This window comes from Robinsoniella sp. RHS (genome assembly GCF_001029355.1).
Lineage (GTDB): Bacteria > Bacillota > Clostridia > Lachnospirales > Lachnospiraceae > Robinsoniella > Robinsoniella peoriensis.
In genome coordinates this window covers 35008-50712 of record NZ_JNGB01000039.1, presented here as the reverse complement: position 1 = coordinate 50712, position 15705 = coordinate 35008, and the positions used below count along the sequence as shown (strand labels likewise).

Here is a 15705-nt window from a genome sequence, read left to right as displayed (position 1 = left end):
GCTTCCCCATAGGGCAGTGCATTTGTATCACTGCTTAATTTCAGTGTCTGAAGAATGGTTCTGGTTGACCAATATGCCCCGGTTGTATGAATGGCATCTACCCTAACCGATTCCCCAATTACCAGATGGTATCCCTCATCTCCCATCATCGTGTCTTCACTGCCCAGCCGGAAATAGAAATCCCCTGCTTCCGGCTGTCCGCCTGTGACAATCTCCAGTTTTTTACCGGTGATATCTTCCAGATCTTTCTGGAACTCCATGGCTGTGGATGCCAGATCTTCGGTCCCAATGACAATTCTTGCATGATCAGAGAGAACAAAATTTTCTGTACTGTCGCTGTACCATTCGGATATCTCCGGAATGACCTGCGGCTTATTGTTTCCGGTACTGTTGTCATGAATTCCCGGGATACTGATGGTATATTCTTCGGTCAGTGTTTCGCTTCCGGTCAGATTATTTTTCATCTTCAGGGCAAGTTTTACATCTTTTGTGGTCAGCGGCTTATGTACAGTCAGGTCATCTGCCACAATCTGTTCCAAATCTGCTCCGTTACTGGTAATAGTAAATCCTTCTTTGTCCGGAATTTCAACAAGGTTTGTATCGGGATTATACACAGGAACAACCGGTGTTTCATCCGGAAGAGGCTCAGCATATGCTTCAAATTCCATTACGGATACATTATTCCAGGTAATAACCTGGCCATCTCTGTTAGCTCCTTCTGCATTATACTGCTCAATTAAAAGACGCAGGTGTCTTGTCTGCACTTTTGTATCCAGATTAATGACATCCCGGAATTTGCCGGGCAGTTTTGTGAACTCTTTAATATTCGTCCAGTCTGTTCCGTTGTCTGATTTCTGGATGCTGTATCTGGTTGCATTTAACCGCTCCCATTCCACTACAACAGAACCAATTGTTTTAACCTCCCCCAGGTCAAAACTTAACCATTTCTGCCCATTTGTGGTGGTACTTGACCAACGTGTACTGAGGCTGCCGTCATTTGCTTTATTTGCCGGAAAATCTGCCGTTTCGTTTCCGCTGGAAGCGGCTTTTGCATTCAGTGCCAGATTCTGAAGTCCGGCTTTTTTATTGGCTGCCTGGCCGGTCGTTTCTCCTTCTGAAAGTGTTTTATCTTCTGTTTTTGTTTTATCTTCTGTTTTTGTTTCACCTTCTGTTTTTGTTTCACCTTCTGTTTTTGTTTCACCTTCTGTTGTTATTTCACCTTCTGTTTTTGTTTCTCCTTCTGTTTGGAATTCCCCTTCTGTTAATGCTTCACTCTCTGTCCGGGGTATTAATTCTGTCTCCGGCAGATTTACATTTGCTTCCGTCTCCAGAAGGTTTTCCCGGGTACTCTCCCCGTTTTCTCCTGCACCCTCTTTTGCCAGCCCGGATGTATCTGAATTCCGTGCTGTATTGTGGGATTCTACTGCAGCATCTTCGGAAACCGGACCATCCTGATTAGCCGCTAAGGCATTCACCGGCGGGGCTGCCATTAACATTCCCGCTAAAAACATTGACATTCCTCTGTGTACTAATTTCTTTTTCCACATCTTTATACCTCCTGCATATCGCAGGTCCCACCTGCGATACTACTTTAATAAGTAGTTTGAAAGTTCCTTTCGAACTTTCTCCCTTTCTACATTGATACATGCTCTCACCCTTATATTTAAGTGTTACAAATTGGCCATAGAACAAAAAAACCAAACCTTAAGCATAAAATATATATTTTACATACTTAAGATTTGGTTTTGCCTGCATTACCAGTAACAATCCACTGTTTATGCAATTGTAAAATCCGTATTGATAAAGCGCATTAACGAATCAGTTATTTACACATTTTCTTAAATTCATCTGCCACAAACTGTACCTTAGGTCCTATAATAACCTGAACACTTGTTTTCCCTGGCCGGATGACCCCTGCAACCCCTGCAGATTTAATTTTCTTTTCATTTACTAAAGTATAATCTTTGATTTCCAGCCTTAACCTTGTAATACAGTTATCGATACCGGTAATATTGTCTTTTCCCCCAAGACCTTCCAGAACAATTGCCGCTACCTGGGTAAAATCATTATTGGAAAGTGTCACTTCTGCTTCTTCCACGTCATCATCCTCACGACCCGGAGTTTTTAAGTTAAATTTCTTAATTACGAAACGGAAGATTACGTAATAGATCACACCTACCACTAAACCAATCGGAATGATCAGCCATGGGTTTTCAGCCATCGGCGCTTTGATACTTAATAACCAGTCTACAAATCCTCCGCTGAACCAGAATCCGGAACGTACGGGAAGCATAGCTACAACCAGCATACAAATACCTGCTAAAATAGCATGAACAAGATATAACCCTGGTGCCAGGAACATAAATGCAAATTCCAGAGGTTCTGTTACACCGGTAAAGAATGCACAAAGTGCTGCTGCAAACAGCAAACCGTATGCAGTTTTCTTTTTGCTTGGTTTCGCTGTATGATACATCGCCAATGCTGCTGCCGGAAGACCAAACATCATGAATGGGAAGAAACCTGACATATACATACCGGTCTGCCCATATACAGCTCCGTCAACGGTTCCCCAAAACTTAAACAAATCATTGATTCCAGCAACGTCAAACCAGAATACGGAATTCAACGCATGGTGAAGTCCAAACGGAATTAAAAGCCTGTTAAAGAATCCATAAATACCTGCGCCTATCGGTCCCAGTCCCAGGATTGATTCGCCAAATGCTACTAATCCGGAGTATACGATCGGCCATATAAAGAACAGGACTAAACATGCAACCAGTGAGATTACTGCCGTGACAATGGATACACACCGTTTTCCACTGAAGAAAGCCAATGCATCCGGTAACTTTGTATTCTTAAATCTATTGTAGCAGGAAGCTCCAATTAAACCGCACAGAATACCAATTGCCTGGTTATTGATCTTGCCAAACGCCGGATTTACGGCTGCAACGTCTATGCTGCTTAATACTGCAACAACTCCCGGCGACAGAATCATCTGAACCATCAGCCAAGATACGATGCCGGCAAGCGCTGCCGTACCATCATTATCATCAGCCATACCAAGCGCAACACCAATGGCAAATAAGATTGCCATATTGTCAATCAGTGCACCTCCTGCTTTAACCAGAAAGAATGCAATTACATTTGGATCCCCCTGTCCTGACATAACAGCCGGACTGATCCAATAACCGATACCCATCAGGATACCAGCTGCCGGTAAACAGGCTACCGGCAGCATTAATGATTTGCCTAACCTTTGCAAATACTTCATCATAACTATGAATCTCCTTTCTCTCGCCTTTTCAGACATTTTTTATCTGATCTTGCTCTCCCGCAAGTTCAAATCCACACTATAACAATAATTTCTGAAGACCCGCAAATGCGGCTTCTTCATCCGCCCCGTCAAAACGAAACAGAATCTGACTTCCATATTTTGCTCCCAGTCCCATCAGTTCCAGGAGACTTTTGCAGTCTGCCTTTTTATTCCCACACAATGCCTCAATCTTACATTCATATTTTCTCGCTTCCATATAAACCCGGGATGCAGGTCTCGCATGTAATCCCAGTAAATCATTTATTTCATATCCAAACTCCCTCATAGGCATTTTCCTATAACTCAATAATCGGATCCAGCTCATTGACATGCATATCCGTGTGGCATTCCATATTGGGATATTCAGATGCATTGCAGATAATTACAGGAGTAATCACTTCATAACCATCTTCAATAATAGCCTCCATGTCAAATTCCAAAAGCAGATCCCCGGCCTTTACCCGATCGCCCTGTTTTGCATATGCTTTGTAATGTACCCCTTTTAAATTTACTGTATCCAGTCCTACATGTACAATAAGCTCCACCCCTGAGTCAGTTGTGATGCTGACTGCATGAAGCGTCTGGAACAGCACGGTAAGTTCTCCGCTTGCCGGCGCCACAACCCGTCCTCTCTCCGGGATAATGGCAACCCCTTTTCCCAGAATTTCCTGGCTGAAGGTTGGGTCATTTACTTCACTTAACGGTACAACCTTCCCTTCTACAGGTGCCAGGATCTTCTCTTTGGAACCAAACATTTTTTTTATTGATCCAAACATATGTATTCTCCTCTCTTCTCACATTCTCATTCTCTTAATATGTACAGCCAGATAAGCGGTTTCTTCATCCGTTACATCGTGGCGGTATATCTCTTTGATGTAATCCTTAATCTTCAAACTGCATGCATATTCTTCCGGATACAGCTGCAGAATCAAACGGTTAAATTCACTGTTTTCGCTGTTTAACAATTCTTTTGCTATAATTCTTTGTGCCAGAAATCTCAGATGGGTAACAAAACGCTGATAATTCAGGGACATTTCATCCAGATTCATTCCAAAAAATTCTTTTACGATTTTTACAACATTTTGTATCAGATTCGTAATATCGATGGTATCACGCATACCAGTGTTGAATTCCGCATTTACAATGTGCAGGGCAATAAATCCCGCTTCATCCACCGGAAGGGTTACACCGATCCATCGCTCAATTAATGCAATGGCATATTCCCCGATAAGGTATTCCTCTTTATAAAAAGCCTTTACCTCGTGCAATAACGGATTTGTAAATGTCATATTCTCATTCAGACGCTCTATAGCGAAATTAATATGGTCGGTAAGGGTAATGTAGATATTCTGGTTCAGCCTTCTGTTCAGGACACTTTTTGCATAAGTGATAATCTCCATAGATGCCTGAATGTGTTTAAGCGGCATGTTTTCCAGGAGCTGTTTGAACTTATCCACTGTATTCTGACTGTCCATCCTGAATATTTTTTCAATTTTCTTCTCCTGAATCTCCTTGCCGGGCTTTGTATTGAATCCAATCCCCCGTCCCATCACAATAATCTCTTTCCCATCGTCTTCCAGAGCGCTGACAATATTATTGTTAATAATTTTATCTATCTTCATAATTCACTTCACCCCAGAAATAAAAAAAACCAATTTTGTAGTAAGAAAACATAAATTTTTCTTACGTTCAAAATTGGTTTTGCCTGCCTGCCAGTAACAATCCATATGTATTTAATTCGTTTTAAATATAACAAATCTACCAAAAATTGTCAACAATAATTTTAGACATTTTTTATAAGTTTAGAATTACGTAATATTTACTATATCTTTTTACCATAAATTTGTTTTATTCGACGGAATGAAACAGGCAAATTGCATGTGTGTTTGCAATTTGCCTAATTTCAAATTCAGCACTATTTTATTTCCCCTGTTTTCTGATGACCAATACATCCCTTCCCCCGATATTACAGGTTCCGGATAATACTTCATCATTCAGCAGATTTTTATATTTCTGTGTTCCCAGATTAATCCATCCGGTATCCACACCATGGTTAATTACAAACGTAACATCTCCGTCTTTTCCTGCTCTTGTTGATAGTTCTACTTCCCCGCCGGTCTCAAACAGCGGCGCCAATCCCTGGTCTTCACAAATCCTGCCTATAAAGTCTGACAGAAATGCATCCTCCGGTTCACAGCCCAGATAATATGCTTTTCCATTTCCCAGTTCATTCACCGTAATGCAAGGAACTCCTTTGTAGAAATCTTTTCCATATACCGCCAGGGTTTTTGCGGTAGTTGGACGGATGACATCACATAAAAATCCGGATTTGTATTTCTCCTTTAGCGGAAGACTTTTTACGTTTACCAGAATGGAATTCTGCTCATCCGGGAACATGGCATCAGTTTCTTCCACCCAAAGCCCCAATGTCCCGGACAGCTCTCCCGGTGCGGCACCAAAGATACACCGGTCATTTTCATCTGCCACACCGGTCATATAAGTAGCCAGGAAAGTACCTCCGTCTGCCGTAAACTTTTCAATTTTTTCAGCCACACCAGGCTTCATCATATACAGCAAAGGTGCCACTACAATCTTGTATTTACTAAGATCCGCAGTTACCTTAATGATATCCACCGGTATATTTTTCTCATAAAATGCTTTGTAATATTTATGCACCTGAGCCAGATAATCCATGTCCTGTGTAGGACCGCTAGTCAGTTCCAGTGCCCACCAGCTGTCCCAGTCAAACAGGAATGCTGCTTTCGCCTCTATTTTTCCTTCCAGAAATGAATCGCCCAGCTTCTGTAATTCCTGTCCCAGTCCGGCTATTTCCCGGTAAATTCTGGTGTCATCGGTCCCTGCATGGGAAATAACCGCTCCATGGAACTTTTCCTGTCCGCCCACAGACTGGCGCATCTGGAAGAATAGGCAGGCATCCGCCCCTCTGGCAAGACCCTGATATGCGATAGTACGCACTTCTCCCGGTCTTTTCAGTTTGTTATATGGCTGCCAGTTCTGCTGATTGGGAGACTGCTCCGCTATAATATAGGACTCTCCGTCCTTTAAAGCTCGCATAATATCGTGTTTTAGCGCCGGCAGGCTTCTTTCGTCCCTGGGTCCCGGATAATTATCCCATCCAGCCGCATCCATATTCTCTACCATCTTAAACTGATTTAACTTTTTAATGAAGCCTGAAATATTACTGAATACAGGGAGATCCGGGGTATATTTTTTCAATATGTCTGCTTCGTTCAGATAGCATTCTACCGTAGAATCCGTAACAAATCTCATATAGTCCAGCTGGATCGCCGGGTTAAAGCGATAATCGTCGTTTAACTCCGTAGGCAGCATAATTTCATCAAAATCATAGACAATACGCCCCCAGAAAGCCGTATTCCATTTATCGTTTAAATTTTCAATGGTTCCGTATCGTTTTTCTAACCAGATCCGAAACTTCCGCTGACAATTTTCGCAATAACAATATGTACCATATTCATTTGCCACATGCCATGCCACAAGTCCCGGATAAGCAGAATAGCGCTTTGCCATCTCGTCTGCAATTGCCGCTGCCCTCTCACGGTACTTTTCGCTGTTCACGCAAAAGAATACACGCATTCCATGAGTTCTTTTCCGCCCTGCGATATCCACAGGCAGCACTTCCGGATAATTTTTAGACAGCCACGCCGGCTGTGCCGTAGTTGGCGTCGCCATAATGACATATATTTTGTTTTCCCACAGCTTCTGTAAAATCTTATCTAACCATTCGAAATGGTATTCACCTTCCCTGGGCTCTATTTTTGCCCATGCAAACACCGGTAATGTCACAAGATTAATTCCAGCTTTTTTAAACAATTGCATATCTTGTTCTATGGTGGCATCATCCCACTGCTCCGGATTATAATCACCGCCATACAATACAAATGGTGTTTTTTTACTATGCATAATTAATACTTCTCCTTTATTCTCTTTGAACATTTCCATCAACTGCCTGCTAGAGTGTGTTTTAAAAATGCTCTAACCGCCGAACAAATAGTAGTTCTTGCTGTAACTGGAATTCAAAATAGAAAAGGATTACTCGCTGATACGTTTTACGCTGCTGCGGGCCACCAGTCTGGTACCCACTTCCATTTTCACAACGCCTTCCGTATTTTCACTGATCTTCTCCACAATCAGATTTACTGCCGATACCCCGATTTTATGTTTGCGTATCTGAATCGTCGTAAGCGGAGGATCTAACATTTCCGAAAGTGTCATATTATCAAACCCTACAATCGAAATGTCTTCTGGAATCTTATAGCCTAATTCACGGAATACACGCATGGCGCATATGGCAACGATATCATTGTCTGCAAAAAATGCCCCGGGCAGATCTTTCTGTTCCTCCAGCTTATGCTTTAACTCACCGTAAACGGCTTCTCCGCCGTCTGTGGCAATCCAGATGATATCCCGGTCATTTAGCGGCAGGCCGCATTTTTCCACAGCTCTTTTGAATCCATAATAGCGTTCCGTGAAATTATTGGCATTTTGGCTTACATGCAAGTAACCTATCCTTTTATGACCCATTTTTGCAAGATGCTCTACTACCTGATAAACACCCTGCTCATTATTTATAGTTACACAATCAAATTTGCGGTGCTCCATATAGTTATCAACCATAACTACCGGTACCTTCAAATCTGTAAAAATCTTAATCTGTTCTTCTGCCATCTCCGTTGCCAGAACAAGCACACCTTCTACATCCTGTTTCTTGATTTTCTCAGCTTCTTCCAGTATGGTTTCTTTATCCGTATAGGATATCATCAGATTGTAGCCTTTGATTTTAATCTGGCTTTCCACTCCTTCAATGATTTCCGAAAAGAGCTGGGAAAAATAAGGGGTGCTGGCCGGAGCTACACCATGTTTGCGGTAAACCAGGAAAAGAATATTCTTTTTCTCCTGAGATTCCGACACAAGCAGCTCCTCATATCCCATATCTTTTACTGCCTTACGTACTTTATTTCTTGTCGCCTCGCTGATTCCAGGTCTGTTGTTTAACACCAGTGATACCGTAGAGGGCGACAAATTCAACAAACTTGCCAAGTCCTTCACTTTAATCCCCATCATATACCATCCTTTTTTTTGGATTATAAATTTTTCTAAATATTTATTAAATCTTTATTTAGTTTTATATTATCACTGGTGTTTACTACTTGTCAATGTAAATAACACAAGGTTATTTTACAGAGCCGACCATACCTTCCACAAATGCATTCTGCAGCAGGAAAAATACTAAAATCGTAGGAACCGTTGAAATAATAATTCCCACCATGACCATACCGTAATCCGGTGTAAATCCTGCTGCCAGGTTAGAAACCGTAAGGGGCAGGGTGAACTTGGAGTTGCTCTGCAGCGCAATCAGCGGCCACATGTAATTATTCCAGCTTGCCATGAATGAAAAGATTCCTGCTGCCGCATAGGTTGACTTCATCATGGGCATAAAAATTCTTATAAATATTTGTAATTCATTTAATCCGTCTACTCTGGCAGCCTGTATTGTTTCCTGGGGAAAAGCATGGGTATTCTGCTTAAAAAAGAAAATTAAAAACGGTGCTCCTATGGCAGGCAGAATAATCGCCCAGTAACTGTTTAACAGCTTCATTTCCGAAAACATACGAAACATAGGAATGATTTTTGCTGCAAAAGGTACCATCATGGAAGCTATCAGTACCATAAATAAAATATCTTTTCCTTTGCTTGGATAGATTACAAATGCATATCCGGCAAGAGAACAGATCACCAGGGATATGACTACAATAATTACCGCCAGTATCGTCGAATTTAAAAACGCCCCCCACAGATCTGCTGTCTCAAATGCATTTTTTACATTTTTCATCAGGGAAGATCCAAAGGTAAGTTTTCCCATCGTAATATCCTTGGAATCATTTGTGGCACTGACAAGCATCCAGTAAAAAGGAAAAATGGAAACCAGTGACACAATGATTAAAAACAGATGTTTGAAAATCCCGCTTACTTTATTCATCCTTACTACCCGTTATTCCTTTCTGCACAATCGTCAATATGATCACTAACACTAAAACTACATAAGAGATTGCCGCTGAATATCCATAACTCGGAACATAATTAAACGAAAGGTCGTAAATATACTGTGAAATCGTTCTGGTTGCATTACCCGGACCGCCTCCGGTCAGGTTTACTACCTCATCAAAGAGCTGCAGGGTAGTATTTAACGCCATAATACTGGTCAGAAATACGATAGGCTTCAGCAAAGGCACTGTAATTTTGAAAAAGGACTGAAAAAAGTTGCATCCATCCATTTTCGCCGCTTCATATACGGATTTATCAATATTTTGAAGGGCTGATAAGTAAAAAATCATATAGTATCCTGTATATCTCCAGATAAGCGCTATGACAATTACTGCTTTCGCCCATCCGGCATCCAGGACAAAGGGGATTGCTTTGTCCACAATATTCAGTTTAAGCAGGACCTGATTTACAATCCCGTCTACTGCAAATAAATTCTTAAATAAAATTGAATAAGATACCAGAGATGTTACACATGGAAGAAAAATACAGGTCCTGTAAACGCCTCTCATTTTCATCTTCGGGTCATTCAGCAACACGGCGATCACCAGCGCTGCCAGCAGCATAACAGGAAGCTGTACTACTGCATAGAGCAGCGTATTTCCCATAGTCGTCCAAAAAGTAGCATCCTTAAACATTCTGATATAATTTGCAAATCCTGCAAAATGCAGTGCAGCCCCCTTTCCCGTTTTCAGGGAAAGGATAAACGCCTGGATCATCGGTACATAACTGAAAATCAAAACCAGAGCGGCTGCTATCGCTACCATGGACCACCCTGTCAGGCGGTATTTTTTCTTTCCTTTAGTTTCCATTTTTATATCCTCCCGCATATCGCAGGCCCTGTCTGCGATATGCATTAATATGTAGTTTGAAAGGAACTTTCAAACTTTCTCCTCTTAGCAACTCTCCAGAGCATGTTTTAATTGCTTTATCCAGTGCTCTATCCAGTTATTTTACTGTTAATTGCACAATGATTTACCAGATGCAGCACTTACTGTATCGACTGATTAAACTGCTCTGCCGCATTTTTCAAACAGTCATCCAGAGTTCCTCCCGCAAGGTATTCCGGTGTTACGGCTAAGAGTGCCGCCTGTGCTTCTGCTGAAAATGCTCCTGTATCAACAGCCGGAATATCTTTTAACCATGCTGCCAGATCTGCATTTAATTTCTGTCCGCCATAAAACTCAGATGGTTCCGAGTAAGCTTCTACGCTTTCTGCCGGAAGATAAGTTCCCATAATGTTGTTGGATTTTAACAGTGTATTATATAAGTCTGTGCTTCCCGCAAATGTCTTAGCCAGGAAATCTGCTGCTTTTTGTGCATTCTTTGCATTATTCAGTACATACCAGCTGGAACCGCCCTGATTGGATTTATTTGTTGCACCTTCTACACTTAATTTTGGAACCGGTGCTACTGCCCATTTTCCGCTCTGATCTTCTGCTGCCATGATCGTGGAAGAAATCCAGGATCCACGAAGTACACAAGCTACATCTCCACCATTAATTGCTCCGGCGAATTCTGTCCAGTCGCTGACTACCTTACAGTAATCAGATTCATTTAAAGTCTTAAAAATCTCAAAGCTTTCTTTTAATGCCGCATTGTCTGTAAAATCAGCATTTCCATCTGCATCTGTAAACCATTTCCCTGCAGACTGCATCATGATTTGGAATTCAGCAATATCATTTGGATTGTAGGTCTGCAGCATATGGCCTTTCTCTTTTAACTTTTCGCCCATAGCCAGATATTCATCCCAGGTCAGGTCCTGCATGTCTTCCTGGGTATATCCTGCTTCTTCTATATAATCGGTACGATAAAAGAGTCCTGCCACGCCTGTGTCAAATGGAACTCCGTATCCTACACCGTCATAAGATACTGCTGCTTTTTTATAACTGGCAAAATCATCATAATTGATGACATCATCCATCGGCATAAATGCATCCGGGTAAGACATCAGATATCCCTGTGCTGCAAGGTCACTGATGATCACAATATCAGGAAGATCATCTGTCACACCGGAAGCTAACACGGTATGAATCTTCTGGAGGCAATCAGCCTTTGACATTTCTACGAAATTAATTTTCGCCCCGTCATAAAGCTTATCCGCTTCTTCCAGTGCCTTGCCGTTAAATGCCTTGTCCCATGCCCAGACCGTAAGTTCCGCTTCCGAATCGGAGCCTGCATCCTCTGCTTTTCCACCTGTTTCTTTTGCATCCGCTGCTGTCTGGGCTGACTCTGCCCCCTTATCTGCGGAAGTTTCTGCCGGCTTATCTGAACTGCCACAACCAGCGATCATCGATGCCGTTAAAGTAACTGCTAATAATGTTGCTGCTAAACGCTTTTTCATTTTAAAATCCTCCTTTAATAAATGTCTCTAATGTTCTATTAAAGATTTTATATTTATTTATAAATTCTTTAATAGAATAGTAGTACTATTTTTATAAAAAGTCAATATTAATTTTCATTTTTTTATGTTCATTTATCCACTTTGGTTTATTTGCACTATTATACAGCTCCAATTTTGGATACTTTTCACATCATACATCCATTATTTCTTTCTGTGAAGCTTATAAATTTTATATAAATATTTACATTAACTTTACAAATACTCATAAATAAATTTAGTTTTTTTATATTCTCATGATTTTTTATTTTTTCTATTAAGTTCGATGGATTCACAGAGTAAGAAGATACTCACAATACACAAAAAATACAGATATGCCTATATATCTAATAGGCTTATCTGTATTCTTCCCTGATTTGGATTTTTTGAAACAAATTTTATATCTCTGAAAGATCATAGACATCATTCCTTCTATTTTCCAGAGTGAATACCTGATTGCGCACAGACCGAAGATACTCCAGATCAATCTCTGCTGTAATCACGGTGGTTTTGTCTGATGCCATTGCGATTACATTTCCCCAGGGATCAATAATCATCGTTTTCCCATATGCCTGATACTTCGGCTTCACTCCAATCTGTCCAGGGGCAATTACATAACAGCCATTTTCAATTGCCCTGGCTCTTAAAAGTACTTCCCAATGATCCTTTCCGGTATTTACCGTAAAGTTTGCAGGAGTGATAAAAATCTGCGCTCCCTTAAGTGCCATTATCCGAAACAGTTCACAGAATCTCATATCATAGCAGACAGACAGCCCAAGATGACCAACTTCCCGGGTGTCTACCGTCAGTATATTATTCCCGGGACAATTCACGTCGGATTCCCGAACGTCTGGTCCATCCTCTATCGATACATCAAATGGATGGAGCTTACGGTATTTGGCCGCTAACTCTCCCTTAGGATTTAAAATCATCGTTGTATTATAGGGGCGTCTGTCATTTGTATCTTCATTTTTTTCATAGATACTTCCGCAGTGCAGCCACACCCGGTACTTTTTCGCCTGTTCTGCAAATACTTTGAATGTATGCCCTTCCGGTATGGACTCTGCAAATTTCTCACATTCCGATCCGATATAATTAACCGTCTCCGGCATAGCAATTAACCGGGCACCCCGCTCTGCTGCTTCTCTTATCAATTCAACTGCGTTGTTAAGATTTTCCTCAACGTTGCTCTTGGAATCTAATTGGATTGCTGCTGCTGTGAATTTGTTCATATTATCGCTGTACCTCCTTTTTATTATCTAATTTATTGCCAGTTCAAAAATCTGCTTACAAAATCCCCATTTCCTTCCCCCTGTTCACAGCTGCCAGCCTGCTGTTCACCTGCATCTTGGAATAAATATTAATTACATGGGTCTTCACGGTTGCCAGGGAAATGCAAAGCGCATCTGCAATCTGTTTATTGCTTTTTCCTGTACTGAGTTCTCTCAGAACTTCCAATTCCCTTTCAGAAAGAATATGCTCTTTATTGCTGCTGCTCTCCTCCGAAATCATTTCATGAAGGAATTCCCGTTCCTTTTCTTCCAGCTTTTCCTCTAATTCCAGGCGATACCTGGCTGTCATCTCCTGCATCAGCCCCCGTTCGAAGAAAAAGGGCTGCCGCAGTCCGCTGTCTGCGGCGTAAGTAATTACTTCGATCAGCAAATTTTTTAATTCGCGCCGGCTTTCTTTGCTCTGCTCTTCTTCCTTCTCTTTACTCAATATTCTCATCTTCAGCAAATCTGCCTCAATAATTCTATTCTTATTACGATTCTTCCTTGCAGATTTCAATATCTCATTTATTGTCTTTATCCCAGTATCCACATGGCCTCTGTCCGCAGACAGCTTTGCATAAACCAGCAAAGTATCCATTTCATTCCCCCGTTCTGCACCACGGTGAAAATCATGTAAAAAACGTTCCTCACATTCCGGATCACTATGGTTCCAGACTACGTATTTAATCAGTGCAGACCCAATCAGGCAATTATCCGGAAGACAGCTTCTTAGAAATGCTTTCACTTTTGCGCTGCTTTTCGTGTAATCTTCCGTCAGGCATTCATATTCGACCACATTGTATTGAAAGCTCAGATCCATCATCAGTGCCTCCCGGGATGTCACCTGTTTTGCCTGTTCGATTGCTTCTTTTGCCTCTTTTAGCTGCATTTTCTTCAAATAAACGCCGATCAGCCCTACATAGTAGGGCAGCTTTAACATTTTGTAATCATTCAGTAACGGGCTGCAGCTCTCATAAAGTTCCATGCACAGATCCAGTTCCCCAAGTTCTTCATAGATCTGGGTGCGTACAAAGGTTACAAAAAACCCCAGATAATGGTTCCCTGTCTTTTTCCATATACTGTCTGCCTTTTCCAGATAATCAAAGGCAGTCTGAATATTCCATTTGTAATATTGTAAAAATGTTTCCTTTACCAGCAGGAACGCCTTTGTTGTATCATTAATTGGAAAACTATCTATTTCTTCCATGGTAAGGAGGCGGATATCGGAATAGGAAAAAGATTCATTAACAAATAAATCAGCACATTGGATTGCTTTTCCCAGATTTCCCAGATCTCCCAGATCTCCGGAACTGCTTTCCCGGCTTAATTTTTCATAAACTTTTTTACAGATTTCAAATTCAAAATTAGCATAGTGATAAAAGAAATACTGTATGGCAAAATCTGAATTACTATATATTTCTTCAATCGGAACTTTACAAAAGTAGGAAAAGAAGATGGAATTTTGTGGTATTTGCACCAGGATATCCATTGCTTCTTCATAAGCTTCTATAAGAAACAGCTGATTCAGGCTCTCTTCATAATCCCCTGATTCGTATAGAATTTCAGATGCATGCTTATGTACTTTCCTCTGAAGATCAATATCTTCTTTTGCAAAGTGCTTCCTTAAATATTCCAGCAGGATCCCATGATAACGATACATGCCTTCCATTTCATCCACACATATCACGAATAAGTTCCGGTCAATGATACTGTCAAATGCCTCTTTTGCATCTTCTCCTGTCAGCTCCACACACATTTCTTTATTAAAATATTGAAAGACAGAAGAAAACAGCAAAAAATGCTGTTCCTGTTCCGGCAATACCTGAAAAATCTCTCTGGAAATGTATTCGTCAGAAAACCTGTTTTGAAAATTCAGTGTAAGTATCTCTTCTTCCGTCTTTCCTTTCAGGGAAAGAGAAAGAAGCTGAAGCCCTCCAATCCACCCCTCTGCGATCCGGCACATATATTCCAGCACTTGATCCGAATAAGAAAGCCCCAGTGTATTTGTAAGAAAATCCATACTGTCCCGGTATCCGCATTTCAACTGCCCCTCATCAATTACCAGAAGTTCTCCTTCCATGCCAAGCGCTCCCAGATAGACCTTTGGCTGCTCTCTGGTTACCAGCAGGATATGCAGCTGCTCGGGCATATTTTTAAATATCAGGTCGATTGTGTTTATCAGTTCCGAATCCTGGATCACCTGAAAATCATCCAGGATCAGCCAGCAGTCACCGGCAAAAGTTATTTCACCAAATAAAACCGGTAAAAACCGCTCCATATTATCCATCTGCATATTTTCGTCAAACAGATGAATCAGTTCCTCACCCTTTTCTCCCAGCTGGTCTCTGACCGCTTCCAGAAAATAACGCCAGAAGACAAATATATGGTTACTGTTTTCATCCAAGGAAATCCAGCGAACAAGTTCTAATTTTCTGTCGGAAATATAAGAACTCAGCAGCGTTGTCTTCCCGCTTCCCGCCTCTCCCTGAATCAGTATTACTTTATAATCCGGCACTTGATCCAGGATCTGATATAACTCACGCCGCACCACATAATTTTTCCGTGGTTTCGGTATTTTAAATTTTGATTGTAATATGGATGTATTAAACATAATTGAACCTTTCCGGACTGAAGCCTCTCCAGCGTGTGATTAAAAATTC

At 41.2% G+C, this 15705-nt stretch carries 12 protein-coding genes; all 12 read right to left on the bottom strand.

Annotation, left to right across the window (positions count from 1 at the left end; translation table 11 throughout):
* Nucleotides 1–1547 (bottom strand): discoidin domain-containing protein (locus tag RHS_RS17275; protein ID WP_047833872.1); only part of this gene is annotated, 1547 nt, incomplete at its 3' end.
* A gap of 275 nt (nt 1548–1822) precedes the next feature.
* The gene (gene nagE / locus RHS_RS17270; protein ID WP_176731027.1) at nt 1823–3274 is read right to left on the bottom strand and encodes an N-acetylglucosamine-specific PTS transporter subunit IIBC; all 1452 of its coding nucleotides are present in this window, start codon (nt 3272–3274) and stop codon (nt 1823–1825) included.
* Between the two features lie 76 nt (nt 3275–3350).
* Complete coding sequence (locus tag RHS_RS17265) at nt 3351–3599, bottom strand: HPr family phosphocarrier protein (RefSeq protein ID WP_044289696.1); 249 nt, start codon at nt 3597–3599, stop codon at nt 3351–3353.
* A 10-nt stretch (nt 3600–3609) separates the two neighbouring features.
* Entirely contained in the window at nt 3610–4089 is a 480-nt protein-coding gene (locus RHS_RS17260) for a PTS glucose transporter subunit IIA (RefSeq protein ID WP_027296244.1), read from the bottom strand.
* An 18-nt stretch (nt 4090–4107) separates the two neighbouring features.
* A complete protein-coding gene (gene licT / locus RHS_RS17255; RefSeq protein ID WP_027296243.1) occupies nt 4108–4935 on the bottom strand; it encodes a BglG family transcription antiterminator LicT in 828 nt (275 codons plus the stop codon).
* A gap of 298 nt (nt 4936–5233) precedes the next feature.
* Nucleotides 5234–7255, bottom strand: coding sequence for a beta-galactosidase (locus RHS_RS17250; RefSeq protein WP_047833875.1), 2022 nt, complete (start codon nt 7253–7255; stop codon nt 5234–5236).
* Nucleotides 7256–7384: 129 nt separating this feature from the next.
* A complete protein-coding gene (locus RHS_RS17245) occupies nt 7385–8416 on the bottom strand; it encodes a LacI family DNA-binding transcriptional regulator (RefSeq protein ID WP_081820383.1) in 1032 nt (343 codons plus the stop codon).
* Nucleotides 8417–8525: 109 nt separating this feature from the next.
* Entirely contained in the window at nt 8526–9332 is an 807-nt protein-coding gene (locus tag RHS_RS17240) for a carbohydrate ABC transporter permease (protein WP_027296240.1), read from the bottom strand.
* A complete protein-coding gene (locus RHS_RS17235) occupies nt 9325–10206 on the bottom strand; it encodes a carbohydrate ABC transporter permease (protein ID WP_081998809.1) in 882 nt (293 codons plus the stop codon). Before RHS_RS17235 ends, RHS_RS17240 begins: the two co-directional genes overlap by 8 nt.
* 179 nt (nt 10207–10385) lie before the next feature.
* Entirely contained in the window at nt 10386–11738 is a 1353-nt protein-coding gene (locus RHS_RS17230) for an ABC transporter substrate-binding protein (protein WP_027296238.1), read from the bottom strand.
* Nucleotides 11739–12172: 434 nt separating this feature from the next.
* Nucleotides 12173–13006 carry a carbon-nitrogen hydrolase family protein gene (locus RHS_RS17225; RefSeq protein ID WP_027296237.1) on the bottom strand — a complete coding sequence of 278 codons (834 nt, stop codon included), beginning with the start codon at nt 13004–13006 and terminating at the stop codon, nt 12173–12175.
* Nucleotides 13007–13061: 55 nt separating this feature from the next.
* Nucleotides 13062–15656 (bottom strand): LuxR C-terminal-related transcriptional regulator, encoded by a 2595-nt coding sequence (locus RHS_RS17220; RefSeq protein WP_027296236.1) that lies wholly within the window; start codon nt 15654–15656, stop codon nt 13062–13064.
* Between the last annotated feature and the right edge of the window lie 49 nt (nt 15657–15705).